Raw genomic sequence first — 26,429 nt, 5'->3', positions numbered from 1 at the left:
GCATCGCAAACCTGATGCCGAGGCGCACGTGAAGGCGATCACCGGCTACGTCGAGGCGTGCTTCGATGCCGTCTGCATCAGCGAGATCGGCCCTGACCAGCGCGGATTCGTCGACCTTTATCGTTCCGAAGTGCTGCGTCAGCTCTCCGGCTGAGCGAGACCGCAACGGGTACGAGGGTTCCTCTCCCCGTCAGCCGGCCCCCGGCAGCCGCACCTGGACGGTTCCGCCCTGGTCGACACGCACCAGGAACGAGGGCTGCGGAGCCGTCGCAGGACCGCGGACGTTCGCGCCGTCGGCGAGCCTGAAGACGCTGCCGTGCCAGGGGCACTCCACACAACCGTCGGTCACCTTGCCGCTCGACAGGGGCCCCGACAGATGGCTGCAGCGGTCGGCCAGCACGTGGATCTGCCCGCCCGTTTCACGGACGACGAGCAGCGGTACCTCGCCCAGCTGTCGACGCACCGCCCGGCCGACCGGGAAATCCTGCACGCTTCCCACGGACTGCCATTCGTCCTCCAGCAGATGGGGCACGGGCTCCGACTTGTTCGGGCCGGCGGCCTGCCGGAAGGCGAGGTGCCCGCCGAGCATTCCTCCGGCACCCGCCGCGCACAGCCCCGCCAGGCCCAAGGCCTTGCCCCACACCGTACGGCCCCGCCCGCGTTGCACCCACGACCTCGTGTACAGGCCGACCGCCACCGCGATCGACACGGCATGGACCAGGCCCGTGCGCATCTGGTCCTCGTGCTGCTCGGCCCAGTCCACCCAGCCCGCCAGCGCGGCCGGAGCAGCGGCAAGAACGCCCACTCCCACCAGCAGCCGGGAGCCGCGGCCGGTGCCGGGCACGGCATCCAACACCGCGGAGGACAGCCACGCCCCGATGGGAACCTGTACCAACACCGGGTGAAGCGGGTGGCCGATGGGCAGCCCGTGCAGCACATCGCGAGCGCTCCCCAGAGGCAAACGCTGCACCACACGCTGCACGGGGGTGATGACGGTGTCCAGCTTCTCCAGGCGGCCGAGCGCGTCGAGGGCGCGCAGGAACGAATCCTCGGCACGCGCGACGCCGCCCTTCACCCGGTGCCTGCTCAGGCCCCTCGAAGAACCACCGTTGGAACGGGCCGACACTCGCATCCTCGTCCTCCTGCCGTCGCCTTCGACTCCTGGAAGGTGATCCTCCCGTCGTCCAGCGCCGGGCGCATGCGCACCGTCGGGCCGCATGCCCCGCCGTCAGCTGCTCGCGTCGGGTCCGTACGGTTTGCCCGCGGTACGACCAGTGGTGTCCATCCGCCCGCCGAAGGGTTAAGGGCTCCTCGTGTTCGGGAACCCGTGGTGCGGGCGCCGGGCCGGCCGGCCGCCCACCGCCGCAAGGAGGCGGCACAGCATGGGCCACGGCGAGGACGACCCCTCATCCGGGCGCCGAAGGAGGGAGCTCCCGGTGCGGCCGCCGGCGGCAGTGGACTCATCGTCGCGACACTCCACCCGGCAGCGATTCTGCGTGCCGAAGACCGCGAGGAACCCTACGCGGGACTCGTCTCGGACCTACGGGGCGCGGCCCGTGCCCTGGGCCGAGAGCCGTAGTCCGCTCCGTACGAACAGTCCCCTCTCCCGGATGACCTGAAGGCAGGGCACGCATGGCTCTTCGCCACCCAGCCGACCGAGGCGGCGCCCGGCGGGGCCGCTTCGCCCACCTGGCTGAGAAGTCCTCACACTTCACCAGCTCCCCCGCCTTCTTCATCGTCTGCCTCACCCTGATCGCCCTGTTCATCGCCGTGCACGCCGCTCACCTCCCCCTTGAATGGCAACTGCTCGCGGGGGATCTCATGACGGCGGTCACCCTGCTGTTGCTGGCCTTGCTGAAGAATTCCGAACTGCGGGCGGAACACGCGATCCAGCGCAAACTCGACGCCCTGGCGGCGGCCCTGCTGGAGCAGCGGGAGGGCAAGGGCAGCGAAGCCGCGGACGAGCTGAGGAAAGCGATCCGGATGGAGGAGGAGACATAGCGGTCGCAGGCGCCAGGTAGGCGGGTGCGGGGCCGGAGGCCGGCAGGGGCCCCCGGACGGCTGTGTGCCCGAGGCGGACCGCACCTCCTGACGGGGACGCCGTTCAGGACTGGCAGTGCGGACACCAGACGGTGCGGCGTCCGCCGGTGCGACCGGAGCTCAGGGATCGGCCGCAGCGGGGGCACAGCGGCTCGCTGTCGTCCCGTCGTCCCGTGAGCCAGGAACGCCGTGGCGGCACGCGCCCGGCGCGCACGGCGGTGCGGAGCACCCGGCCCATCGCCGCGTGGAGGTCGCGGTAGGCCGTCTCACTCAGGTCCCGTGCCGGGGTCCGCGGGGCGACGCGGGCCCGCCAGAGGATCTCGTCGCACAGCAGATTCCCCAGACCCGCGATGACGGACTGGTCCATCAGCGCACTCTTGACGGCACCTCGCCGCCCGGACAGCAGTTCCGTCAACTCCCCTCGGTCCACGACCAGGGCATCGGGCCCGAGCCGGTCCAGGATCCGGTCGACGGCTGCCTCGTCGGCCAACTGCACGCCCTGCAGCTTGCGTTGATCGCGGTAGCGCAGGCTACGGGCGTCGCCGAGGGTCAGCACAAGGCGGTCGTGCGCGGCGAGCGGTTCGTCGGGAGAACAGCACCACAGGGATCCCGTCATGCCGAAATGAAAGACGAGGGTGGGCCCACCGTCCGTGGGCGCGAACAACCATTTGCCGTGCCGCCAGGCCTTCCCGAGCCGCCTTCCCCCACACTCCTTCCGCAGCCGCTTCTCGGTGACACCCCGCAGCACCCCCGCGTCGCGCACCTCGATGCCCGTGACACGCCGCCTGCCACAGGTGATCAGCACCCGACGGAATCCCTCGACATCCGGTAGTTCGGGCATCATCCCTCCGCGACTCCCCGTCGTGCGCCGGCTCGCCGAGTGGCTGTCGGTCGCCGACTCCATTCCACACAGGCCGTGCCATGCCGAGACCGCCTCTTTCCTCTCCTTCCTTTTCATGACACCTTCGCGGCGCGGAGATCGCATGCCGTGGCCCAGTTCGCTGCTCCCTGCTGTCCCGTGTTGCCCCGGGACAGAGGCGGATCACAGTGTGAGTAGGGCGTCACCGCGGGATCGGCGCATGCGATCGCCTCGGAATGATCTGGCTCGCGCCGGAACATCCCGGCTTGCCACCCTGCGGCTCCTGAGCCAGTGGCGTCCGCCGACGTCTTCAATTCCCCGGCCTGTCCTTCAGATCTGCAGATATCGGATCAGACGGGAGGCAAAACCGTGCCCAGAGTCCTTGATGACAGTGAGATCGAAGACCGGATGTCCGGCGCCGAGATGAGGGAGTGGCGGCGCGACGGCAATGTGTTGCGACGCACCATCGAGGCGCACGACTTCCCCACGGTCGTCCGGATGCTTGAGAGGATCGTGGTGGATACCCAGAGGCTGGATCGCCGTCCTGATATAGACATCCGTGGCGGGGTCGTGCATTTCACGCTCTACAGCGACGCGGGGCTTACCGACGTCAAAGAGGCCTCCTGAGCCCCGGCGTTGCCGGCGGCTTTCAGGTGTCCGTGGCGACATCCTTCACCGCCCTGGGCGAGGTGCCACCCACTGGCTCGGGCGTGCGGTCGGCATGCCGTTTGGAGCGGTACTGCTCCAGCGATCTCGTGGTCTTGCCGGGCATCATCGATGGCTCCCCTCTTATGGGTGCGGACAAAAGCCGGATCGTCTCCACACAAACGATCTGTGGTCGAGTACATCTACTTACTTGCACCATGGACACGCCTCCGTGCCAGTGCGCGGGAAACTGCTCAGCGTGCGTATGGCGGTATGGGAGGCGTGTCGGCCCTTGTGCCGGGAGGGTTTCTCCTGCGTGGCGGCGTCGCGCCAGGAGCGCCCGAATGACCTTGCCGTGTGCGTCGAATCTTGTGATGCGGCGGTGCCCTGCGTGTTCTCGTGGCGGTGCGGTCTTCGGTGCGCAACCATACGGACGCCGACCCAGACTCGATCACCGGCGTCGTGCGTGAGGGACGGTTCTCGCCGGCCGCTGGCCCGCGTCGAGTGCCGCGGAGCGAGCAGCCGGCTGAAGGAACACCGAGACAGAAAGAAGGACGGACATGTCCGGCAGTGAAAGCGAGAACCCAGTGATCGACTCCCCGGCCCCTTCACCGACTCGGCCCAAGGCGAACCGGGACTGGTGGCCGAATCAGCTGGACCTGCAGATTCTCCACCAGCACTCCTCGCGGTCCAATCCGATGGATGCGGACTTCACCTACGCGGACGAGTTCGCGAGCCTCGACGTCGACGCGCTGAAGCGGGACGTCTTCGAGGTCATGACGAATTCACAGGACTGGTGGCCGGCCGACTACGGTCACTACGGGCCGCTCTTCATCCGGATGAGTTGGCATGCCGCGGGCACGTACCGCATCGACGACGGCCGGGGTGGTGGCGGCGCCGGCGCTCAGCGCTTCGCCCCCCTCAACAGCTGGCCGGACAACGCGAGTCTCGACAAGGCACGCCGGCTGCTCTGGCCGGTCAAGCAGAAGTACGGCCGGCAGATCTCCTGGGCCGATCTGCTGATCTTCGCGGGTAACTGCGCGATGGAGTCGATGGGGTTCAAGACGTTCGGGTTCGGCTTCGGTCGAGAGGACATCTGGGAACCCGAGGAAATCTTCTGGGGGCCCGAGGACACCTGGCTCGGAGACGAGCGCTACAGCGGCGACCGGGAACTCGCCACTCCTTTCGGCGCCGTGCAGATGGGACTGATCTACGTCAATCCGGAGGGACCCAACGGCAACCCGGATCCGATGGCCGCCGCCACGGACATCCGCGAGACCTTCGGGCGCATGGCGATGAACGACGAGGAGACCGTTGCGCTCATCGTCGGCGGCCACACCTTCGGCAAGTGTCATGGTGCGGTCGATCCCTCGTACATCGGCCCGGAGCCCGAGGCGGGTCCCCTGGAGCAGCAGGGCCTCGGCTGGCGGAACACCTTTGGCAGCGGCAAGGGTTCCGACGCGCTCACCAGTGGGCTTGAGGGCGCATGGACGGCCGAGCCGACGAAGTGGGACCACGGGTACCTGGACAACCTGTTCACGTACGACTGGGAGCTGACGACGAGCCCCGCCGGCGCCAAGCAGTGGACTCCCAAGGACCCGTCGGCCCAGGGCACCGTGCCCGATGCTCATGACCCGTCGAAGCGGCACGCTCCCATGATGCTGACGACGGACCTCGCGCTGAAGCTGGATCCGATCTACGGACCGATCTCGAAGAGCTTCCACGAGAACCCGGACAGGCTCGCGGTGGCGTTCGCCAAGGCGTGGTACAAGCTGCTGCACCGCGACATGGGGCCCCTCTCGCGGTACCTCGGCCCGTGGGTCGCCGAGCCGCAGCTGTGGCAGGACCCCGTTCCCGAGGTCGATCACGACCTGGTCGCGGACGGGGACATCGCCGACCTCAAGGCCAGGATCCTCGCCTCGAAGCTGTCCGTCTCCCAGCTGGCCACCACCGCCTGGGCGGCGGCGGCAAGCTTCCGCGGCACCGACAAGCGTGGTGGGGCCAACGGGGCACGGATCCGACTGGCGCCGCAACGGGACTGGGAGATCAACGCCCTGCCCGAGATCGCCGACGCGGTGCAGACCCTCGACCAGATCCGGCAGGACTTCAACGGCTCGCAGGCCGGCGGAACGAAGGTCTCGCTCGCCGACCTGATCGTCCTGGGCGGGTGCGCGGCCGTCGAGCAGGCCGCGAAGAACGCCGGACACGACGTCACGGTCCCGTTCGCACCGGGGCGCACGGACACCTCGCAGGAGCAGACCGACGTGGAGTCGTTCGCCGTGCTCGAACCCAGGGCCGACGGGTTCCGCAACTACCTGCGGGCGGGGGAGAAGTTGTCGCCGGAGACCCTCCTGCTGGACCGCGCCAACCTGCTGACGCTGACCGCTCCCGAGATGACGGTGCTGATCGGCGGGATGCGGGCCTTGAACACCGGCTTCAACGGCTCCCCGCACGGAGTCTTCACTCAGCGGCCGGAGACCCTGACCAACGACTTCTTCGTCAACCTGCTCGACATGGGCACGGAGTGGAAGGCGTCGGCCTCCGCCGAGGACGTGTTCGACGGCTGCGATCGCAGCACGGGCGAGGTCAAGTGGACCGCCACCGCCGTCGACCTCATCTTCGGTTCGCACTCCCAGCTCCGGGCCGTCTCGGAGGTCTACGCGTCCGAGGACGCGGCGGAGAAGTTCGTGCGCGACTTCGTGGCGGCGTGGGGCAAGGTGATGAACCTCGACCGGTTCGACCTGGCCTGAGCCCGACGGGTCCGGCGTGGGCGCGGCGCCGGAAGGGATGCCGCCGCGCTCAACCGCCCGCAGGCAGCGTCTGCTCGCACCAGATGACCTTGCCGCTGGTGGTCTGCCGGGTACCCCAGCGCTGGGTGAGCTGTGCGACGAGCAGCAGGCCCCGGCCGCCCTCGTCGAACACGCGGGCCCGGCGCAGGTGGGGTGCCGTGTTGTTGCCGTCGGACACCTCGCAGATCAGCGCGCGGTCGCGAATCAGCCGCAGCCGGATCGGAGCGGCGCCGTACCGGACGGCGTTGGTGACGAGCTCGCTGACGATCAGTTCGGTGACGAAGGCGATGTCCTCCAAGCCCCATGCCGACAGTTGGCGGACGGCGTCCGTACGGACACCGGCCACCGCCGCGGGGTCGGCGGGCACGTCCCAGGTCGCGACCCGCTCGGTGTCGAGGCGTTGGACACGGGCCAGTAGCAGGGCGGCGTCATCGGCGGGGCGGTCCGGAAGAAGGGTCTCCACGACCTTGTCGCACAGGGCGTCCAACGAGCGGCCCGGGGCCGTCAGCGCCTGCTGCAGCGCGTCGAGCCCCGCGTCCATCCCACGCGCTCGGGACTCGACCAGGCCGTCCGTGTAGAGGGCGAGCAGGCTCCCTTCGGGCAGTACCGTCTCCATCGCTTCGAAGGGCAGCCCACCCAGCCCGAGCGGGGGTCCGGCAGGCAGGTCCAAGAGGGCGGCGGTGTCGTCCGGACGAGCCACCGCGGGTGCCGGGTGTCCGGCGCGGGCCAGGCAGCAGCCGCCCGACACCGGGTCGTAGACGGCATACAGGCAGGTGGCGCCGACGTCTCCCGGGGCGGCGAACTCCCCGTCGGACTCGGATTCGGCGGTCAGCCTGATGACGAGGTCGTCGAGCTGGGTGAGCAGCTCGTCGGGAGCCAGGTCGACATCGGCGAGGGTCCGTACGGCAGAGCGCAGTCGGCCCATGGTCGCGGAGGCGTGAATGCCGTGTCCGACCACGTCGCCGACGACGAGGGCCACGCGTGCGCCGGACAACGGGATCACATCGAACCAGTCGCCGCCCACCCCGAGCCGGGGGTCGGCCGGCAGGTACCGGAAGGCCGCCTCCACGGCCGACTGCTCCGGCAGACGCCGCGGCAGCAGGCTGTGCTGCAAGGTGAGCGCCGCCGTGCGCTCGCGGTTGAAGCGCCAGGCGTTGTCCAGACAGACGGCGGTGCGGGCGACCAGCTCCTCGGCGAGGGCCAGATCGTCGGCCTCGAACGATTCGGGGTACCGGGACCGGGCGAAGTCCACCACTCCCAGCGTCGTACCCCGCGCGATCAACGGCACCTCGATCCACGAGTGGAATCCGTATGCGCGGCCCTTGGCGAGACGCGCGGGGTCCGTTGCCAGCCAGGCGTCGATGGCCGGGTCCGCCACGCGATGCAGCTCCGACTGCCCGGTCGCCAGGCAGCGGGCCTGCGGCGACTCCTCGGGGTAGAAGACGACGTCGCCCACCTCGACCAGGGCCTCCGGTGTGCCCTCCAGAACGGACCGGTGCGCCACCCGGCGCAGCTCGGCGCCGGTGATCGGTCCCGGGGGCAGCTCGTCTCCGGTCAGCAGGGTCTCCAACAGGTTGACGCTGACGAAGTCGGCGAGCCGGGGTACCGCCACGTCGGCCAGCTCCTGCGAAGTGCGCCCCAGGTCGAGGGTGCTGCCGATGCGGGTGCTGCCCTCGTTCAGCAGCTTCAGCCGCTCCCGGGCCTCCTCGGCCCGGCCGGCCAGCGCACTCAGTTCGGTGGTGTCGCGCAGCGTGGCGACCCATCCGCCGGAGCCACCGTGCACGGTCGTGGGCCGGAGATTGACGGCCAGCAGGCGACTCCCGGACGGATGGACCTCGTCGGTCACGGTGCGCCCGGATCCCAGCAGCGCGGCCATCTCCGGGGCCAGGCCCAATGCGTCCAGAGGCAGCCCCTCCGCGCTCGCGCGCATGCCGAGCAGCTGCCGGGCCTCGTCATTGGCCAGTATCAGCCGCTTCTCCGGGTCCAGGATCAGCACACCTTCCCGGACCGAGTGCAGGACGGCGTCGTGGTGCTCGTACATCCGGGTCATCTCGACGGGTCCCAGGCCGTGCGTCTGACGTTGCAGCCGCCGGCTCACGAGCGCCGCCCCGCTCGCGGCGAGGACCAGCGAGCCCGCCGCGACGCCCACGAGCACCGGCAACTGGCGGCTGACCGTGGCGCCGACATCCACGGTCTGCACGCCCGCGCTGACGATTCCGATCACCGCGCCATCGGCGTCGGTGACGGGCACGAGGGCGCGGACCGCGCTCTGCGGCTTGCCCTTGAAGAGTTCGGTGAACGATTCACCGGCCGCGGCGCGCCCGATGTCGCCCTGGGCGCGTTGGCCGATCAGGCCGGGCACGGGGTCGGTGTAGCGGATCCCGCTCTTGCTGAGCACGGAGACGAAACCGACGCCGGAACCCTTCCGGGCGGCCTCGGCGAGCGGCTGGAGCGCCGCCGTGGGATCGGGCGACTGCAGCGCCTGCACGACACCGGGGGAGTGGGCGAAGCCCTCCGCGACGGCGAGGGAGCGGTGGCGGGCATCGGTCTGGGCGTCGTTCGTGGTCTTGAGCACCAGGGTCACCATCGCGGTGGCCGCGAGCAGGATCAGGACCGTCAGCTGCCATACGAACGCCTGGCCCGCGACGGTCCGCAAGCTGAAGAGCGAGGCCAGGAACGCCTTCCAGGACCGGCCGGCGGCGCGACGCGGCGCAGGGCCGGCTTCTCCGGCGTCGCGCCCAGGGCCGGGGTTCCGGTGACCTCGCTGGTGGCCTCGGCGTCTGTCGGCCCACAGGCGGCGCGGTCCGTGCCAGAGTGGGCGCCCCAGTGCCGAGAGCCAGCAAAACCCGCGCATACGACTATTTTCCATCACCCTCCGCCGGGCGAACCATGTCTCCGGGCGCGCACATGGGGGCATGGACATGACCTCTCCGCGGTGGTCACCGACCGTGCCTGGAGCGGGCCGGGCTCGGCTACGTGCCTCTTGGCGAAGGGGTGCCGGTCACCGAGCGCGGAGGCCAGGACTGCGGGACGAGGATGCCGAGGGCGTAGGCGCGGGCGACCAGCGCGCACCTGTTGGGAGCGCCCAGAAGGTCCCGGAGACGGCTGAGGTGGTAGTCGACGGTCTGACGGGAGAGGTGCAGCGAGATGGCGATGTCCGCGTTGCTGCGGCCGACCGCCAGGAGCGACAGGATGCGTTCCTGGCTTGCCGTCAGGGCGGGGTGGGACTCGTGGGCGATGCCCTGGTGGGTGACGACCGCCCAGACGCTGGTGGCGCGGGCCGTGCCCCGACCCACCGTCGTCAGGTGCAGTCGGGCCCTGCGCTGCCGGCCGTGGGCGTCGACGAGCACGGCGGAGGTCTGGATCCGTCGGCTGCGGCGGACTATCAGATCGCGCCAGCCGCGCCACAGCCCGGCTGATTCCGAGGCGGGCGCCAGCACGCTGTCGGCCCGGCGGCCGACCAGGTCGGACAGCCGGATCTGCAGCAGTTCGGCGGCCGCCGCGCTCGCCTGCTGGATCCGGCCGCCCGCGGAGATCAGCGCACACGGCAGCCCACTGTGATCGCGCAGCGCGCACAGGCTCTCCTCGGCCTCCCGGCGCTGGTGGAGCGCGCGGGTGTAGTCGCTGATGTCGATGTAGATGCCGGCCACACAGGTCTCGGTGCCCTCCTGTACGGGGAAGCGATGGCCGGCCGCCTGCCCGCTGCTGCCGTCCGGGCGGTGGTAGGTGAGGGTGTGCCGCACCGGCTTCCCGCGAGTGAGCACGTCCTTGTCGAGGGCGAGGATCCGCGCCGCGTCGACCGGGGAGTCGACCTCCGCGACGTGTTTGCCGATGACGCGCTCCGGTGTGGTGCCGTACAGGTGGGCGTAGGCGTGGTTCGCCCACAGGTGGCGGCCGTCGGCGTCCCGGATGAAGGCCGCGGCGGGGGCGAGGTCGGCGAAGGCGTCGTAACGCCGGTGAGCGGCCGGGCCGGCGCCCACCTCCACGGCGATCCCGCGGGAGCGGCCCTGCCGTGGCGTGCCGGGGCACCAGCGCACATCGAAGAGCCGGCCGTCGAACCGGGCCCGCCAGCGGCCGACTCCGGAGGCCGGCGGGTCGGACAGCTCCTGGCGCACGGTGTCCAGGAAGCGCTGCGCGGTCCCCCTGTCGCCGAAGGCACCACCCCCGCTGTCGATCACCCGCAGTTCACCGTCGGCCTCCCACCAGGACACCGGAAGGTGTTCGAGCAGCGACTTCAGACCGGTCTCGTTCACAACGGCCCCTCTTTGGCGAAGAGTTCAACGAGTTCGATGACGGCGCGCATGGTGCGCCACCGCCATGCGTATCCGGAGCCCCCGGGCCACATGCCCGCTTCTCGGCCGATCTGGACGCAGGGGCCCCGGCCGCCGGACGTACTCTCCCCACCGCCATACAGCATCACGAAATCTTCACCAGCTGGCGGCGAACTCCACCACTCTGGCGTTTGCCTGAGTGAGTGAGGCCCTCAGCGGCGTATCCGGGGCCGTGCGGCTGGTTCTCTTGAAGTACGGCGAACGGACAGCGGATCCGACGTCGTCGGCCGCCCCGGTCCACCGGTAGGTACGGCCCCACCCCCGCCTGTAGAGGAGTCGAATTCCAGTGACCACGGTGCTGTTTGTGTATGCCAAGGGCGGTCCGCCCTTGGGGTATGCCCTGTCGCGGGTCGCCGCGCGGTCGGCAGTGCACCTGCTGGCGCTCAGCACGCTTCCACCCAGCGTGGCACCGGCCGCCGAGCGGCTGTGCGCCTCGGTGCTGACCCCCGCCGGGACGGAAGAGGACGACCTGGTGTCCCTGATCGTCTCCCGGGCCGAGGCCGTCGGCGCCGATGCGGTCATCACCTTCTCCGAGTACGCGGTCGTCGCGGTCGCCGAGGCCTGTGGGAAACTCGGCCTCGCCGGGGCCGGCGGCAACAGCGCGCTCGCCCGCGACAAGCGGCTGATGCGCCGCACCTGGATGCAGCGCGGCATCTCCCAGCCGCGGTTCCGTCCGGTGGCCGACGAGCAGGAATTCCGCGACGCGGCCGCCACGCTCCGCCTCCCCCTCCTGCTGAAGTCCGCCTGGAGCGCGGGCTCCACCGCACACCAGATCATCCGCTCCGCCGACGAGATATCGGCGGCGTGGGACCGGGCGGCCGCCGTGATGGCCGAATCCGCCGAGCTGGGTTATGCCGAGCTCCATGTGGCCGGAGCCGGCGGGGACTTCCTCGTCGAGGAGATCGTCCCCGGCACCGCCGACGGCTGGTTCGACCAGAGCGGCTGGGGCGACTACGTCAGCGTCGAGGGCGTCGTAGCCGACGGTGAGTTCCGCCCGGTGTGCCTCAGTGGCCGGATGCCGACCGTGGCGCCGTTCACCGAGCGCGCCGGCATCACCCCCGTGCCGCTGCCGGACGACACCCAGCGGCGCATCGTGGCCCTCGCGCGCGACGCCGTCGACGCGCTGGGCCTGGAGAACTGCGGTACCCACACGGAGATCAAGCTCGGTGCGAACGGTCAGATGTGGGTGATCGAGACCGCCGCACGGTTCGGTGGGGCGATGACCGTCCCCCAGATCGAGGAGGTCTTCGGGCTGGACCTCATCGGCATGCTCGTCGACCAGCTGCTGGGGCGGCCGGTCGAATGGCCCGCCCGGGCCCTCACCTCCCAGGACGCGTCCGGCGCGGCCGGCTCGCTCGTCGTCCTCGCCGTCGACACCGCCGGTGACGCTTGGGCGGACCGCCGCCTCTGGGACTTCCCGACGGTACGGGACGCGGTGCCGGTCAGCGCCGGCAGCCGGCTGTCCGTGGTGGCCGAGAACTCGCTCCCCGACGGCGCCCAGGTGCCGGTGTACGACCCGACCGCGGGCGCCAACACGATGGCGGCGCTCTGCCTGCTGTCCGCCACCGACCCCGGGACCGTGCTCCACGACTTCCAGGCCCTCGTGCACGCCCTGCCGAAGATCCTGCCCCTCGCCGGCGCCACGGAGGCCCGCTCATGAACGCCACCCTCGTCCCCCCGGCCGCCGCTCCACGCCCCGTCGCCGATCGCACCGCCGTCGGCGAACACCTCGCACTGCCGCTGTTCCGGAGCCTCTCCGGCTCCCTCGCCGGCCACCCGTACCTCAAGGTCGTGGTGGACCGCGCCGAGGACACCTGGCATCTGCTCGACACCGCCGTCCACCCCTTCCACGTCGACTACATCGCCACCCGCGTCCTCGGCATGGAACCGGCCGAACTGGACTCCTGCCTGGACGCCTTCAACGCCTCGGTCTACATGGCCCCCGACCGCCGCTTCCTGCTCGGAGTGCTGTCCTTACACGCCGACCAGGACACCCGGGGCCGCCCCCGGCCCTTCCTCGTCCTGGAGACGACCGAGGCCGACACGATGGACGGTTCTTTGCTGGAGGAGTTCTACACCTTCGTCCGCCACCGGCTCGACGGCCGGCTGTCGCTGCTGCTGAAGCCCGCGAACCACGGTCAGGAGCACGCGCTCGCCGCCATCAGCGACGTCCGGGTGCCGCGGATCCTCAGCCACGAGCTCTTCGGCCATCGCACCCGCACCCCGCTCAACCCCGGCGAAGCCGCCGGCCGGCTCCGCCACTTCCGTACCACCGAGGAGTACACGGCGGTGGCCGGCACCCTCGGCGGATCCGACATCCTGGCCATGCCGTGCCTGCCGGACGACGTGCCGCGCGTCGCGGGCTTCATCAACACCGCGACGACCACCCCGCTCTCGCACACCAACGTCCTCGCCGCAGGCTGGGGCATACCCAACGCCATCGTCCGTGACCTGGACCGACTCATCAAGGCCGACAGCCTGGACGGCGGTTGGGTCCGCTACCTGGTGACCGAGGACGACATCAGCCTCGTCCCGCTCGCCCCGACGGCGGTGCCGGCCGCAGCACCGGCCCGGCACCGGCAGCCGATCCGGCTGCGGACGCCGCTGCTGGACGACATCACGGCGCGGCCGCTGCACCGACTGCGCCTCGCGGACCAGAACCGCTACGGCACCAAGGCGGCCAACCTCGGGGAACTCCACCACGTCCTGAACGCCCGTACCGCCGACCTCACCGCCTTCCACGGGAAGCCGCGACCTCCCCGCCCCGACCTCTACCGGCACCTGGCCGCCCGCCTCGGCACCCCGCACCCGGCGGCCCCCGGCGAACTCCGCACCGCGGCGGCCGATTTCGTCGCCGGTACCGTCAGCGTGCCGGACGGCATCGCCCTCCCCTTCGGCCTCCAACACCGCTTCCTGCGCTCCTCCCCGGCGCTGCGACAGGGCATCCGCCAGCTCAAGGCGGCCCTCGACCGCGGCGCCCCCGAGGCCGTGGAACGGCTCTGCCTGCGGCTGCAGCAACTCGTCCGCACCACCGCCCTCCCCGACGAAGTGGCCCGCGAAATCCTCCGGGCACTGCCCACCGGGCCGGCCGCCGGCCGCCGTCTCGTGGTCCGCTCCTCCGCCAACGCCGAGGACCTGCCCGGCTTCTCCGCCGCGGGCGTCTACACCTCGGTCACCTCCGTGTACGGCGCGGACCACCTCCTCGACGCCGTACGCGAGGTGTGGGCCTCCCTGCTGTCGCCGCGCAGCGTCCGGCTCCGCCACCAGGCGGGCATCTCCCTCGACGACACCTACATGGGCGTGATCGTCCAGCCGTATCTGCCGGCCGCTCTCGGCGGAGTGCTGGTGACCTGCAATCCGACCAGGCGCTCGGACTTCCGCAACGTCTGCCTCAACTGCTCGCCCGGGTCACCGGAGGCCGTCGTCGACGGCACGGCGCCGCCCCTGCAGTACCTCTACAACACCGTCGAGGGCGGCGGCCGCACCGTCGCGCTCGGCGCGTCCGGCACGGACCTGCCCGCCGCCACGCGGGAGCGGCTGGCGGACCTGGCGCTGGCCGGCCGGCTGCTCCAGTCGCACTTCAGCGCACCGGAGGTGGACCGACCGCTCGACATCGAGTGGCTGATGACCGATCAGGGCGCGTTCCACCTGGTCCAGATCCGCCCCTACGCCCGATGAGCCGCCGCACCGCCCATCCGGGCAGCGCCGATGCACCGCGGACGGCAGCGCGGCCCCTGCCCCCGAGGGCCCGCCGGATCATCCGCCTGAACAACACCTTCCAGCTGCTGTTCAACCTCCTGTGGTGGATGCCGGTCTTCTACGCCTACCAACGGCAGGCGGGCCTCTCCGACGGACAGATCTTCGGCATCCAGAGCATCTACTACATCGCCTTCTGCCTGTTCGAGATCCCGACGGGACTGGTGGCCGACCGCATCGGGGCCCGCAACTGCCTGCGCGCCGGCGCCGTGGTGATGACCGCGGCGAACCTGGCCCCCCTCCTCGCTCCCACCTACACCGGCTTCCTCGCGCACTTCCTGGCGATCGCCGCCGGTCGCTCCCTGACCTCCGGCGCCGCCAGCGCCTACCTCTACGACAGCCTGCGCGCCCAGGGCGCGGGCGAGCACTATCTGAAGGCCGAGGGACAGGCGAGGGCGTGGGGCCTGGGCGCGAAGGTGCTGTGCTGGCCGCTGGTCGGCCCACTCATGGCCCTCGCGCACGGCGCGCCGTACGCACTGAGCGCCGTCAGCGCCGCCGGCTCCCTCCTCTGCGCCCTGGTCCTGCCGGCCCACGCCGCCCCCTCGCCGCCCGCGGCCGGACCGCGCCGCCGGCTCGCGGCCCTGCACGAGGCCACCGCTGCGCTGCGCACCGTGCGCGCCGCCCCGTGGCTCGCCCTGGTCATGGTGCAGGGAGTGGCGGTCTTCACCCTCTCCCGCATCTGCCAGGTCAACCTCTTCCAGCCGGTACTGCTGGACCACGGCATCGGCGAGGGCTCGCACGGCGCGGTACTGGCCGCCATGACCGTCGCGGAGGCGGTCGCCTCGGCCCGCCCGCAGTGGCTCACCCCACGGCTGCGGCCGGCGACATGGGTGACGCTGCTCAGCCTCGCGATGGCTGGGACACTGGCCGGTCTCGCCCTCGGCGGCCCGTGGACCGTCATCGTTCTGCTCTGCCTGTTCGCCGCCGTCTGCGGCTTCGTCTACCCGCTCCAGCGCAAGCTGGTGAACGACGCCATTCCCCATGGCGCACCACGTGCCACCCTGCTCTCCGTCGAGAGCATCGTCGACCGCGCCGTGTGCGCACTGGCGGCCGTGGCCACGGGTGCCTACCTCGCGGCGGGCCGGCTGGACACCCTGCTGTGGCACAGCGCGCTGCTGACCGGCGCCCTGATGGCCGTCTGGCACCTGGTACTACGACGCTCTCGGCGCCGCGCCCACGGCCGCCCGCCGCTCCATCCAGTACGTCTAGGAGCCGACCGCCCGATCCTGCACGGCCGCGCGCAGCCCGCCGACGGCTAGGACGATCAGTAGAACGAAGGCGGCGAAGGCGGTGAGGGTGCGCATGGTGTTGAACAGTTCCCAGCGCCCCAGGATCTCGGCGTGATCGGCCGGGGCCGAGGTGAGGGCCCACTGCTTGATCCGCCCGTTGATCGGCACGTTGCCGAACCGGGTTATCAGGAAGGACGCCAGGGCCAGCAGACCCGCCGCACCCGCGAGCAGTCGGGCGCGGCCCGCTGTCAGGACGGCGAGCGTGAGGGCACTCAGGATCGACGCGCCCATCGCCGCCTGCATGGTGATGCCGTTCATCTTCATCAGCTCGGCGTGGAACGAGAGCCGCATCTCCAGCGGTACGGCGTTGAAGGTGGGGACGAGATTGGCCGCGCCGTAGCCGAACGCGCCGGTGAGGAGGCCGGTGCAGAGCAGTGCGACCCCATGGACAAGTTTGATGCGCATTGTGCGTCGGCTCCGGTGCATTGGCTCGGGGCGGATGAGTGGCTCGTGACGTGAGGTCGGCCCCGGTGGGCGATGAGCCGGGAGCCGGGGCCGGCTTCAAGGGTGGTCGGGTATCCGCCAGAAGTCCAAGATCAGGAACTTCTGGCAACCAGAACCGGCTGTTCTGGCGCGGCAGCCTCGCTGCACCCTGACCCATCGGCCAGACCCTGGAGCCGATGGTCCGCCATCTGCTTGTATGCCCCCTGGGCAACATTTCAGGAGGTGACGGGCACATGGTGTCCACGGAGAGCATCCTCGCGTTCGCGGCGATGTCGCTACTGGTGATCGTGATTCCGGGGCCGAGCGTGCTGTTTGTGATCAGCAGGGCGCTTGCGCACGGCCGCCGCACAGCGCTCGCAACGGTCCTCGGCAACCTGATCGGTTCGTACGGCCTGGTGATCGCGGTGGCGTGGGGACTCGGGGCGCTGGTGGAGACCTCGGCAGTGGTGTTCATGGGGGTGAAGCTGGCGGGAGCGGCGTACCTCGTCTACCTCGGCGTGCAGGCGTTCCGGCACCGCAAGGAGATGCGCGCGGCGGACATGGCGGCACCGACGGCGGAGCGGCGCGGCGACCTGCGCACGATCCTGGACGGCATTTTGGTGGGCGTCACCAACCCGAAGGGCATCGTCTTCTTCGCGGCGGTGCTGCCGCAGTTCGTGAACCACTCCACCGGCCATGTCCCCCTCCAGATGATGGCGTTGGGCCTGGTCCCGGTCACCATCGGCATGATCACCGACACCCTGTGGGGCTTGGGCGCCTCGGCGGCCCGTTCCTGGTTCGCCCGCTCGGACCGCCGCCTTTCGATGGTCGGCGGGGCGGGCGGCTTCGCGATGATCGGCCTGGGCGTGACGGTGGCGGCGACGGGCCGCGCCGACTAGTTAGGGCGTGTCTCTTCGATCTCCGTGGATCAGCCTGCGGCGTCTGGTGCCGTGCAGCTCGGCTTCCGGAGGTCGTATGAAGAGCCGAGGCGGAGCGCAAGGCGGAGCGTCGCCCTCGGACTGGATGTCCGTGGGCGATGCGACAACGCCGAGAGGTGCGGTACCACCGTCGCCGGGTGTTCAGTCGCTGTTGAGCGGACGCTAAGAGCCATCCGGAAGCTTGTCTCCCTTGATGCCGTGGGGTCCGCGGTGTCACCGCGCCGGAGCAGCATGGATGGAGCGCATTCCCGTGCGAATGAACACGCCATTCACGAGAACGGGGATATACACCGCCCCGCTCGTCGCCCTTCTCACCGCCGCCGTCCTACTGGTGGCCGCCTGGCCCGGAGTGCCGGGTGGCGGCCACGGAGGGGGGAAATCGGTGAACGTCCTTATGGTGAACAACCCCCAGATGCTCGATCTGCAGAAGCTGACCAAGGAGCATTTCACCAAGCAGACCGGCATCAAAGTCAATTACACCGTTCTGTCGGAAAACGATGTACGCGCGAAGATAAGCCGGGAGTTCTCCCGTCAGGCCGGAACCTATGACGTGGCATCGCTCAGCAACTTCGAGGTGCCCCTTTACGGGAAGAAGGGCTGGCTGGCTCCGCTGGATCACACCGTCGTGAAGAATCCGGACTTCAACCAGCGCGACATTCTCACCCCGATCCAGGTAGGTCTGACCGGGGTCGACGGGAGGTTCTACGCCGAGCCGTTCTATGGCGAGTCGTCCTTCCTGATGTACCGCAAGGACGTCTTCCGGGCCAAAGGGCTGCGGATGCCCGACCATCCGACCTGGGAGCAGGTCGCCGGCCTGGCGGCCGAGGCGGACGGTGCCCGCCCCGGTATGAAGGGCATCTGCCTGCGCGGCCTGCCCGGCTGGGGAGAGCTCGTCGCCCCGCTGACCACGGTCGTCAACACCTTCGGCGGCACCTGGTTCACCGAGGACTGGAAGGCGCAGGTCAACGGTCCCCGCTTCACCGAGGCGGCCAAGCTGTACGTCGATCTGGTCCGTTCCCATGGTGAGCCCGGTGCCGCGCGGGCCGGTTTCGCCGAGTGCCTGGCCAACTTCCAGCAGGGCAGGACCGCCATGTGGTACGACGCCACCTCGGCCGCCGGGATCCTGGAGGCCGAGGGCTCGCCCGTCGCCGGCAGGATCGGCTATGCCATGGCCCCGGTCAGCAGGACCAAGAGCGCGGGGTGGCTGTACTCGTGGGCCTGGGGCATCCAGAAGGCGAGCCCGCGGCAGGACGCCGCCGCGCGGTTCATCGCCTGGGCCTCCAGCAAGGAGTACGAGCAACTGGTCGGCGACGAGCTCGGCTGGGCGAGGGTGCCGGCCGGCAAGCGCGCCTCGACCTATGTCCGTCCCGAGTACCGCAAGAGCGCGGCCCCCTTCTACACCGCCACCAAGGAGGCCATCACCAGTGCGTCCCCGCACGACCCCGGGCTGCAGCCACGGCCGACCGTCGGCGTCCAGTTCGTGGCCGTCCCCGAGTTCCCGGACCTGGCCACCAGGGTCTCCCAGAAGATCGCCACAGCCATCGCCGGCCGCACCTCGGTGACCTCCGCCCTGGACGAGGGACAGCGACTCGCGTCCGCCGTGGCCGCGAAGTACCGCAGGGCAGCGGCCTCGCCGTAGGGTCATCGGTCGACGCCCCGGTGAACGAGGGACGGCCCGCTGGAGCACCGCGATGTGGATCGGTTGTCACTGTCGGCCTCTACGCTGCGAGCGATCTACGAGCAGCTGACCGGGAGGCACGATGACCCGCACCCCCAGACCGACGAGCGAAGCGATACTCGCGGTTCTTCCCGAACTCGCTCCCCACGCGCGCGACGCGGTCATACTCCATCCCGAGCGGGCAGAGCCGGACTGCCGGGACAGTTCCATCGGCGGACCACTGCTGTGGCCGAGTGACGAGCCGTGGCCCGAGTGCTCCTTGCCCGACGAGAACTGCCCCGACGGTGTGCCTGCCACGGCGATGGTGCCGGTCGCCCAGATCTTCCGCCGCGACGTGCCGGGACCCTGGTGGCCCGATGGCATCGACCTCCTGCAGATCCTCTGGTGCCCGAACGAACACTGGGATCCGCCGGCCCCGCAGGCCGATATCAGCCCTGTGGTGGAGATGCGGTGGCGTCGGGCCGTCGACGTGACCGGTCCGTCGACGACTCCGCCGTCGCCCTCGCGGTGGGAGGAGGACGGCTACCTCCCGCAGGCGTGCGCCCTCACCCCTGAGCGCGTGACCGACTTCCCGTTCCGTGAGGAGCTGCCGGAAGAACTCCGTCCGCGGCTTGCGGAGCTGGTCCGCGAGACCGGCGACGGCGGTGACGTCATCACCCGCCTCGCCGGCTGGAAACTCGGCGGCTGGCCGACCTGGCACCTGGCGTACCCCATGGCCTTCGCCTGCGATGACTGCGGGACGGCCATGACACTGCTGTTCACGGTGGCCAGCGACGACGAGACGGGGGTGATCGTCGGCCGTTGGGGAGATCTGCGCATCTTCACCTGCCCCGCCGACCACCGTCACGCGTTCCGGATAGACCTGCACTGACCTGCGGCTCGTCACTCGCGGCACGTCCGGTCGGACAGGCTCTGGTCCCAGGGCCCGTTGCGATCAGCAGGGCCGGCGGCGGTCGCGGGCGGCCAGTGCCCGGGCGCTGGGGGCCGGGCGTTGGGCGAGGCGGTGGATGCGCCAGGTGAGGACGTGTGCCGGAGAGCGGGCGTCGTCCAGGTTGCGGTGGTGGACGGCCTGTCGGAGGAGCCGGGCAGGCTGGTGACCGCCGGCTTCGGCTTCCGCGAGGACGGCGAACATCGCGCCCCATGCCGGGTCGTTCAGGATCTGCTGCGCGTGGTCGGGCACGGCTTCGTGCACGAGCTGCGCGTAGCGCGGCGGTGTCGCTGTCGCCGGCAGGTGCAGGGAGAGGTCGGCCAGGGGCTTGGCGGCGGCCAGGTCGTAGCCGGCCCGCAGATGCGTAAGGGCCTTGCGGGCGGAGATGACCTGCTGGTCGTGACGGCGGATTCGGTGCCAGCGGATGGCGGCGACGACGACGAGGACGGCCGAGTCGAGAAGCATCGCCAGCGCCGCTCCGTACCCCTGCACGGGCTCGCGGCGCATGGCCCGGACGGCGTTGCGCAGGGCGCGGGCGTCGGGGTGGTCGCCGCGGATACGCGAGCGGACGCGGGCGACGCGTTCGAAGGTGAGCGCCGCCAGCTGCAGTTGGGGGCCGAGGTCCGGGGGAGACAGGGCCGGCAGGGCGGCGAGGGCCTCACCGAAAGCGGCGAGGTGCACCTCGGCGGCTACCTCCTCGTCGCGGTCGAGGAGCGTGGGGATGCGTTCGATGGCGGCGGTGGCCTGGTGCCAGGGGTTGGGTCTGGGCCGGCCCCCTTCGTCCTCGGCGCGGGTGGGGCGCGGGGCGGTGGTCGGCTCGTGGCGGCTTACCTGCCGCAGGCCGTACTCGCGCTCGATGGCGGTGAGTTCTTCCTCGGCGATCAGGCGATGGTCGTGGTGCCCGGCGAGCCGGGAGTCTCCTCGTACGGTCGTGGCCAGGAGATGGATGTGGTCGTCGGCGTGGCGGATGGCGACCCAACGGCAGCCGCCGTCGTCCTCGGGGGCGATGCCGGTGGCGCGCGCGAGGCGGCGGGCGATGGCCGACCAGTCCGCGTCGGTCAGGAGGCGGTCCTCGGGGGCGGTGTATATGCGGCAGTGCCACACCTGCCGTACGGATGTGCCGTCACCGGCATGCCCGTCCCCCAGGCCGAGCGCCGCGAGGAGCTGGTCCCGAGCGCCCTGGGGGTCTGCGGAGCGGCCGGGGTCGGGCGCGGCGCGGTTCCACGAGGCGACCAGATGGGGGTCGGTGTGTTCGTTGGCGAGGCCGGGGCCGTAGAAGTAGGTGAGCAGGTCGCGGGCGTTCTTGCCACGGGTGATGTCGGCGATCAACCTGGCCGCCTTCTCTCTGAACGGTGCGCGCGAGGCGCGCAGGCTGTGGCCGCCGAGCGGTGGTCAGCTCCCGGACGACGACGCCATCGGTTTCGGTGAGCAAGAGCGGAACGAGCCGGGCGGCTCCTGTCGCCGCCATCGTGGTGGTGCGCCAGGAGTGCCGTAACGGCCGGGGAGGCGGCGGTTGGTGAACTCCTCGTGCGCGATGGGGCATCGTGCCCCGGTGCGGTGTTTGCCGCGCCTGCGGGGTGAGAGGCTCGGTGCAGGGCCGCTTGCGCATCGGCGCCACGGCGCGCGGGCCGGCGCCCGTACCGGCCTGACGACGCCACCGGCGGATCTGCGCGCCATGCCTCCCGGGGCCGTGACCAGCGGGATCAGCCGCTGCTACGGGAGAGGGCGAAGTGACAACCGTGCGTTAAGTCCATGTTAAGTGGACGCCCAGCGGGATGCGGATGCTTGCCCTCCGAGACGCCGCATGACCGACGGCGTCCTGTGCCTGTCGAGGAGCATGGATGGACCGCATTCCCGTGTGTATCCGCGCGGATGACCAGATCTCACAGCTCGGAGTGACCGCGGAGCTCAGACCGCGCCCGGAGGTGCGGGTGCTCGGCGCCGACGAGATGGACGAGGCGAGAGTCGCCGTGGTCGTCACCGGCGCCGTGACCGAGGAGACCCCACAGGTCCTGCGGTCGGTCGCGGCCCAGATGGGCGAGGCCCGACTGGTGCTGGTCACCCCCGAGATCGACGAGTCCGACCTGGTGCCGGTGGTCGAGGCGGGGGTGATGGGGGTGGTCCGCCGCAGGGAGGCCACACCGGAACGACTGGTGACGGTGCTGCAGTCCGCGGCGGCGGGGGAGGGCGCCGTACCCCCTGATCTGCTGGGCCGGCTGCTCGACCAGGTCGGCCGGGTGCAGCGCCAGGTGCTGGGGCCACGCGGCCTGAACTTCAACAACCTGACGGAGCGGGAGGTCCAGGTGCTGCGGCTGGCCGCCGAGGGCTTCGACACCGACGAGATCGCGGCCGCGGTCGCCTACTCCGCGCGGACGGTGAAGCAGGTCCTGCACGACTTCCAGAATCGCTTCCAACTCCGCAACCGGTGCCATGCCGTGGCGTACGCCATGCGCAACGGCCTGATCTGAGGGGGACGTTCCCCGATCGGGCTGCGCAGTCGCCTCATGGGGCGAATTACGTGGAACGCGGGAACGTCGTCGAGCGGTGCCCCTAGGGTCTCTCGGACGACGCTTCCCGCTGCCAGGATCCGTGCCTGAAGTGGCGGGCCGGCGTGTCCGGTCGGGTGGAGAGTTCGGGTGGCGATGGTGGTTGAGCCGGGGCGGGGTCGGGAGCCGGGGGAGTGCGGGGTGTCGGTTCCCGACGGGTGGGGTGAGCAGTGTGACGCGGAACTGATAGTGCGTGCCCGGGCCGGCGACGAGGCCGCTTTCGGTGTTCTGTACGAGCGTCATTCGGCGTCGGCTCATCGACTGGCCGGGCTTTATGCGTCGACTCCGGCGGATGCGGAGGACATCGCGTCCGAGGGTTTCACTCAGGTGCTGAGTGCGGTGCGGGCGGGTGGTGGTCCGCGGGAGGCGTTTCGGCCGTATGTGTTGACGACGGTGCGTCGGATCGCCGTGAGGAGGGTGGCGAGGGCGAAGCGGGATGTGCCGAATTCGCCGGAGTTGGAGACTTTGGCGCCGGAGATCCCCTTCGAGGATCCGGTTGTGGCGGATCTGGAGGCGTCGCTGGTGGCGCGGGCGTTCGCGGCGCTGCCCGAGCGCTGGCGGGCCGTCCTGTGGCATACGGCGGTGGAGGGGGAGAGCCCGGCTCAGGTGGCGAAGCATCTGGGGTTATCGGCCAACGGGGTCGCCGCGCTGGCCCTCCGCGCGCGTGAGGGCCTGCGGAAGGAGTACCTACAGGCGCATTTGTCGGCGGAGAAATTGGACCGGGAGTGCCGTGGGTGTGCTTCGAAGCTGGCCGCATACGTCCGTGGGTCGCTCGGTGAGCGGGCTCGGGGGTGCGTGGAGGCTCATCTCGCCGGATGCGACCGCTGTGCACTGCTGTTACTCGAACTGCGGGAGATCTCCGGGCGTCTGCGCGGCGTCCTGGCTCCGCTGATCCTGGGACCGCTCTTCGCCGGGTACTTCGCCTCACTGGCTAACGGGGCACCGGACGGTGCGGGGGAGGAGCCGGCCGACCCGAACGACGATGCCGGACTCGGCGGAGGCATGGCGGGCGGCGGTGGATCGTCGAGCGCCGCGGTCGCCGTCACCACCTTGGCCGCCGTCGTTGCCGCTCTCACGGTGGCCGGCGTGCTCCTTGTGCCGGGAAGCTCCACCGAGCGCCCCGGCACGGCGGGCAGAGCCCCCGCCACCGAGCCCGGCTCCACCCCGAGGCCCACCACCGCCCCCGCACCACCCGAGCCCACGGCATCCGGCGAGACGCCGCCCCTGCCGACGGTGCCCCGGCGGCGGGGCGATCACCGGGCCGGGCCGGGTCCGCGGCCGGCTCCGGGCGCGTCCGGGGACCACACCCCCGGCGGGCCGTCCACCGCCGCTCCGTCCAGCGCCGCTCCGTCCACCACCCCGTCCGCCGACCCCGGGCCCGTTCCGGACCCCCAGGTGAGCGACGGTGCCTTCGAGTCGCCATCGGTCGGTGACGCGCCCCATATCCCTTACCGGGATGGCCAGTTCATCGGCGCATGGCGGGTCGAGAACTCGGTGAACCTCACCGGTCCGAAGGGGTGGCAGCCGGCGACCGGCATGCAGTCACTCGACATGAACGGCGATCAGCCCGGGTCCACGGCAGGGGCGATCAGCCAGAGCATCGCCACCAAGCCCGCCGCGCAGTACACCGTGAGCTTCTACCTGGCCGGCAATCCCAGCTGCGGGAACGTCGTGAGAACGCTGACCGTCCAGGCCGCCGGCGCCTCGAAGGGCTTCACCTTCGACACCACCGGGCATTCGTCCGCCGCGATGGGGTGGCGGCCGGAAACCGTGCGCTTCACCGCGACCGGTGACCGGACCACCCTCCGGCTGGCCAGTACCAGTGACCCGACCAGCCCTTGCGGGCCGACCGTCGACGACATCAAGGTCACTGCCAGTCAGCCGGGAAACTGAGGCGTCGGGTCGCGACCGGCAGGTCCGCCACCTGGGCTTGGGCGGGGACGCGCGACGGGCGGGTGTGCTGGGCGACACACGCGGCCCGTTCGTCGGCATCGAGGCCGAGTGAGGCGAGCGTGGCGAGGTACCGCCGTCGGGCCTGCTCGGCCGCGGCGGGGGCGCCGATGCGGTGGTAGGCACGCAGCAGCAGGTGCCACCCCGTGTCATGGAAGCGGTCGACGGCGAGGCACTTCTGGGCCGCGGCCACGGCCTCCTGCGAGTTGCCGGCCTGGAGCTCGGCGGCGGCGAGTTCCGCGGCGGCGTCGGCTGCCTGGCGCCGGTAGATCTCGCGGTCCTGCTGCAGCCATTCGGCGGGGCCGTCCTCGGGGAGCAGCTCACCGTGGTACTGGGCGAGCGCGTCCCGCAGGCCCTGTACGGCCGAGACGGTGTCCCCGGTCGCCTTCGCCTGCCTGCCCCGGGTCAGCGCGGTCTGGAACGCCAGTGTGTCGAGGTAGGCGCCGACGGGCAGGTTGAGCAGATACGCGTCGCCGACCCGGACCACCAGTCGCGGTTTGCCGCGATCCCGGTCGGGTTCCAGGAGACTACGCAGGCTGGAGACGGCCACTTGCAGATTGGCCGTGGCCGACTTGGGCGGCATGTCCGGCCAGAGCGCCTCGATGAGCGCCTCACGGTGCACGGGCCGGCCCGCACGCATGGTGAGCAACCTCATGGCGGCGCGGGCGCGGGGGCGGACCCTCGTCCAGTCGATCGCCAGGTCACCAACGGTCATCCGGAATCCGCCGAAGCATCTGATCGCCACACGGGGGCTGCGCTCGTCGGTGTGAGCGGAGGCCGGCAGCGGATGCCATCGGCCGATCGGACCGTTCGGTACGGCGGCCGGCAGTGCGCTGGTGGAGCCCGGCGGCACGGCGCGCCGTGTGCTGTGGCGCAGCTCGCCGTCGGGGTATTGGACCGCGAGCGCAGCGTCGGCATCCTCGACGCTCGCCGGGTGCCCGCTCCGCACGGCACCGGGGTCGAGGCCCGGTGGCTGCTCGTCGGCATCGAGCAGCGCGAGGAGTTCCCGGGTCCAGGAGCGGATCAGGCGGGCATCCGTCGAGCGAGGGCACCGTGTCGGCGAGGCCGGCTGCCGTCCGCAGCCTTCGCAGGAGAGGCCGGCCAGGGAGGAAGCCAAGCGACGGAGCGCCTGACCTGTGACCTCGTCGCCGCCGTCCGCCTCGTGGATGAGGCGGAGGGCGACCCGCAGCAGCCGCAGCCCGACGTCGGCTTTGGACGGGTCGCTCGCCTCTGGGCCGGTGGCGCGGTGGCCGCCCGTGTCATCGGCGAGGTGGCCCCTGGACGAGGGCGCGTCAAGCTGTCGCACGTCGGCATCCTTCTCCTGTCCCGGTTGTGCTGCACAGTTCGTGTCCACACCTACTCAGAGACGTCCGGTGCGGCGCTATGACGGGAGAACTCCAAGATTTTCCGGTGCCGCCGCCGGAACCTGCTCGGCGCCGCCCCGCGCGGCCGGCGAGGCTCCCCTAGGGCGACCGCGCCCACCGCGCCCACCGGGCGGCGTCATCCGGCGAGCGCCCTTTCATGCGGCTCGACTACCCCGAAATCCGCCCCGATCGCGGCTGCGGAAGCGGGTTCCGGACGCTGACCATGTGACCGGCGGTCGATGCGGCCGGTGACCGCGCAGGAGAGGCGACGGCTTCTGCTGCGCGGTCGCCGACGCGCCCGCCCATGGCCCGCTCGACGCGGCCGGTTCCTGACTGTGGGCGGGAGGAGACCGGCCGGTCGGGCGGCGCCGGGCAGTCGGAGGGGCGCGGGCCGGCGTTCCCCCGCCCGGTGTGGAACTCGGACGCGAGGCCCTGCGCGACGGAGACGGTGAGGAGCCGCTACCCATGTACACCGAGACATACAGACTCTCTGCTCTGCAGACCATCGGGGGCTGCGAGTTACGGGCCGCGGGCATCGACTGGGACGCGGTCCGAGTGCCCCGAAGCATCGGCATACGTGCGCTGGCGATCCTGGGGACCCGCAGCGGCGCCGTGATCGAGGACCCGTACGAGCCCGCCGTCTACTGGTTCGTCCGCGAGGGGGCGACCACCGGATGGGACGTCCCGGAAACCCGTCCGCTCAGCGTGACCCAGCACCTCGTCGTCCCGCCGCCGCATCGCATCGAAGGGCCGGGGCCGCACTGGCGGATCCGGGTCACCGACGGGCGGCTGATCACCGACGTCCGGGCGCTGCGCAGGGCCATCGAGGTTGCGGTCGCACCGTTCCGAGGCCCTTGAGACGAGACGGCTGGAGCGCTGCCCCACCGTGCGAA

General features: G+C 71.0%; 21 protein-coding genes. 13 read left to right on the top strand and 8 right to left on the bottom strand.

The window, feature by feature from the left end; genetic code table 11:
- The first annotated feature begins 28 nt into the window (after positions 1-28).
- Positions 29-154 carry a hypothetical protein gene (locus WAB15_RS02845; RefSeq protein ID WP_407285173.1) on the top strand — a complete coding sequence of 42 codons (126 nt, stop codon included), beginning with the start codon at positions 29-31 and terminating at the stop codon, positions 152-154.
- 36 nt (positions 155-190) lie between these two features.
- Here the strand turns inward: WAB15_RS02845 and WAB15_RS02840 are convergent, their stop codons facing one another.
- Positions 191-1,075, bottom strand: coding sequence for a Rieske 2Fe-2S domain-containing protein (locus WAB15_RS02840; RefSeq protein WP_407285172.1), 885 nt, complete (start codon positions 1,073-1,075; stop codon positions 191-193).
- 557 nt (positions 1,076-1,632) lie between these two features.
- Between WAB15_RS02840 and WAB15_RS02835 the strand changes: the two genes are divergently transcribed.
- A complete protein-coding gene (locus tag WAB15_RS02835; protein ID WP_399145001.1) occupies positions 1,633-2,001 on the top strand; it encodes a low affinity iron permease family protein in 369 nt (122 codons plus the stop codon).
- A 103-nt stretch (positions 2,002-2,104) separates the two neighbouring features.
- Here WAB15_RS02835 and WAB15_RS02830 read toward each other — a convergent pair whose 3' ends face one another.
- Complete coding sequence (locus WAB15_RS02830; protein WP_407289147.1) at positions 2,105-2,881, bottom strand: Fpg/Nei family DNA glycosylase; 777 nt, start codon at positions 2,879-2,881, stop codon at positions 2,105-2,107.
- Positions 2,882-3,190: 309 nt separating this feature from the next.
- Here WAB15_RS02830 and WAB15_RS02825 point away from each other — a divergent pair, with 309 nt between their 5' ends.
- Entirely contained in the window at positions 3,191-3,526 is a 336-nt protein-coding gene (locus tag WAB15_RS02825) for a 4a-hydroxytetrahydrobiopterin dehydratase (protein WP_407285171.1), read from the top strand.
- Between the two features lie 22 nt (positions 3,527-3,548).
- On the opposite strand, the gene WAB15_RS02820 is transcribed toward WAB15_RS02825, so the two are convergent.
- Complete coding sequence (locus WAB15_RS02820; protein ID WP_407285170.1) at positions 3,549-3,674, bottom strand: hypothetical protein; 126 nt, start codon at positions 3,672-3,674, stop codon at positions 3,549-3,551.
- A 430-nt stretch (positions 3,675-4,104) separates the two neighbouring features.
- Between WAB15_RS02820 and katG the strand changes: the two genes are divergently transcribed.
- Positions 4,105-6,294 carry a catalase/peroxidase HPI gene (gene katG / locus WAB15_RS02815; RefSeq protein ID WP_407285169.1) on the top strand — a complete coding sequence of 730 codons (2,190 nt, stop codon included), beginning with the start codon at positions 4,105-4,107 and terminating at the stop codon, positions 6,292-6,294.
- 49 nt (positions 6,295-6,343) lie between these two features.
- On the opposite strand, the gene WAB15_RS02810 is transcribed toward katG, so the two are convergent.
- Together WAB15_RS02810 and WAB15_RS02805 are read right to left on the bottom strand one after the other, a co-directional pair.
- Positions 6,344-8,920 (bottom strand): SpoIIE family protein phosphatase, encoded by a 2,577-nt coding sequence (locus WAB15_RS02810; protein WP_407289146.1) that lies wholly within the window; start codon positions 8,918-8,920, stop codon positions 6,344-6,346.
- A gap of 385 nt (positions 8,921-9,305) precedes the next feature.
- Complete coding sequence (locus WAB15_RS02805) at positions 9,306-10,586, bottom strand: helix-turn-helix transcriptional regulator (RefSeq protein WP_407285168.1); 1,281 nt, start codon at positions 10,584-10,586, stop codon at positions 9,306-9,308.
- Positions 10,587-10,950: 364 nt separating this feature from the next.
- Between WAB15_RS02805 and WAB15_RS02800 the strand changes: the two genes are divergently transcribed.
- The 3 genes from WAB15_RS02800 to WAB15_RS02790 are packed head-to-tail and all read left to right on the top strand — an operon-like array spanning position 10,951 to position 15,679.
- A complete protein-coding gene (locus WAB15_RS02800; protein WP_407285167.1) occupies positions 10,951-12,324 on the top strand; it encodes an acetyl-CoA carboxylase biotin carboxylase subunit family protein in 1,374 nt (457 codons plus the stop codon).
- On the top strand, positions 12,321-14,342 hold the full coding sequence (locus tag WAB15_RS02795; RefSeq protein ID WP_407285166.1) for a PEP/pyruvate-binding domain-containing protein: 2,022 nt from the start codon (positions 12,321-12,323) through the stop codon (positions 14,340-14,342). The genes WAB15_RS02800 and WAB15_RS02795 overlap by 4 nt, the downstream gene beginning before the upstream one ends.
- Positions 14,339-15,679 carry an MFS transporter gene (locus WAB15_RS02790; protein WP_407285165.1) on the top strand — a complete coding sequence of 447 codons (1,341 nt, stop codon included), beginning with the start codon at positions 14,339-14,341 and terminating at the stop codon, positions 15,677-15,679. Before WAB15_RS02795 ends, WAB15_RS02790 begins: the two co-directional genes overlap by 4 nt.
- Here WAB15_RS02790 and WAB15_RS02785 read toward each other — a convergent pair.
- Entirely contained in the window at positions 15,626-16,114 is a 489-nt protein-coding gene (locus WAB15_RS02785; protein WP_399145009.1) for an anthrone oxygenase family protein, read from the bottom strand. The genes WAB15_RS02790 and WAB15_RS02785 overlap by 54 nt on opposite strands.
- A 272-nt stretch (positions 16,115-16,386) precedes the next feature.
- On the opposite strand from WAB15_RS02785, the gene WAB15_RS02780 reads away from it, so the two are divergent.
- From WAB15_RS02780 to WAB15_RS02770, 3 genes are all read left to right on the top strand, one after another.
- Positions 16,387-17,031: a LysE family translocator gene (locus tag WAB15_RS02780; RefSeq protein WP_407285164.1), complete on the top strand. Its 645-nt coding sequence runs from the start codon at positions 16,387-16,389 to the stop codon at positions 17,029-17,031.
- Positions 17,032-17,326: 295 nt separating this feature from the next.
- Complete coding sequence (locus WAB15_RS02775) at positions 17,327-18,709, top strand: ABC transporter substrate-binding protein (RefSeq protein ID WP_407285163.1); 1,383 nt, start codon at positions 17,327-17,329, stop codon at positions 18,707-18,709.
- Positions 18,710-18,830: 121 nt separating this feature from the next.
- Entirely contained in the window at positions 18,831-19,619 is a 789-nt protein-coding gene (locus tag WAB15_RS02770) for a hypothetical protein (protein WP_407285162.1), read from the top strand.
- A gap of 63 nt (positions 19,620-19,682) precedes the next feature.
- On the opposite strand, the gene WAB15_RS02765 is transcribed toward WAB15_RS02770, so the two are convergent.
- Positions 19,683-21,005: a hypothetical protein gene (locus tag WAB15_RS02765; protein WP_407285161.1), complete on the bottom strand. Its 1,323-nt coding sequence runs from the start codon at positions 21,003-21,005 to the stop codon at positions 19,683-19,685.
- 512 nt (positions 21,006-21,517) lie between these two features.
- On the opposite strand from WAB15_RS02765, the gene WAB15_RS02760 reads away from it, so the two are divergent.
- Together WAB15_RS02760 and WAB15_RS02755 are read left to right on the top strand one after the other, a co-directional pair.
- Entirely contained in the window at positions 21,518-22,144 is a 627-nt protein-coding gene (locus tag WAB15_RS02760) for a LuxR C-terminal-related transcriptional regulator (protein ID WP_399145014.1), read from the top strand.
- Between the two features lie 174 nt (positions 22,145-22,318).
- A complete protein-coding gene (locus tag WAB15_RS02755) occupies positions 22,319-24,115 on the top strand; it encodes a sigma-70 family RNA polymerase sigma factor (RefSeq protein ID WP_407289145.1) in 1,797 nt (598 codons plus the stop codon).
- Here WAB15_RS02755 and WAB15_RS02750 read toward each other — a convergent pair.
- Positions 24,090-25,478: a BTAD domain-containing putative transcriptional regulator gene (locus WAB15_RS02750; RefSeq protein ID WP_407285160.1), complete on the bottom strand. Its 1,389-nt coding sequence runs from the start codon at positions 25,476-25,478 to the stop codon at positions 24,090-24,092. The two genes, WAB15_RS02755 and WAB15_RS02750, sit on opposite strands and share 26 nt — an antisense overlap.
- Positions 25,479-26,001: 523 nt before the next feature.
- On the opposite strand from WAB15_RS02750, the gene WAB15_RS02745 reads away from it, so the two are divergent.
- Positions 26,002-26,394: a hypothetical protein gene (locus WAB15_RS02745; protein WP_407285159.1), complete on the top strand. Its 393-nt coding sequence runs from the start codon at positions 26,002-26,004 to the stop codon at positions 26,392-26,394.
- Positions 26,395-26,429 lie beyond the last annotated feature (35 nt).

Source organism: Streptomyces sirii, assembly GCF_045690365.1.
Lineage (GTDB): Bacteria > Actinomycetota > Actinomycetes > Streptomycetales > Streptomycetaceae > Streptomyces > Streptomyces sirii.
This window is presented reverse-complemented; position numbering and strand designations above follow the sequence as displayed.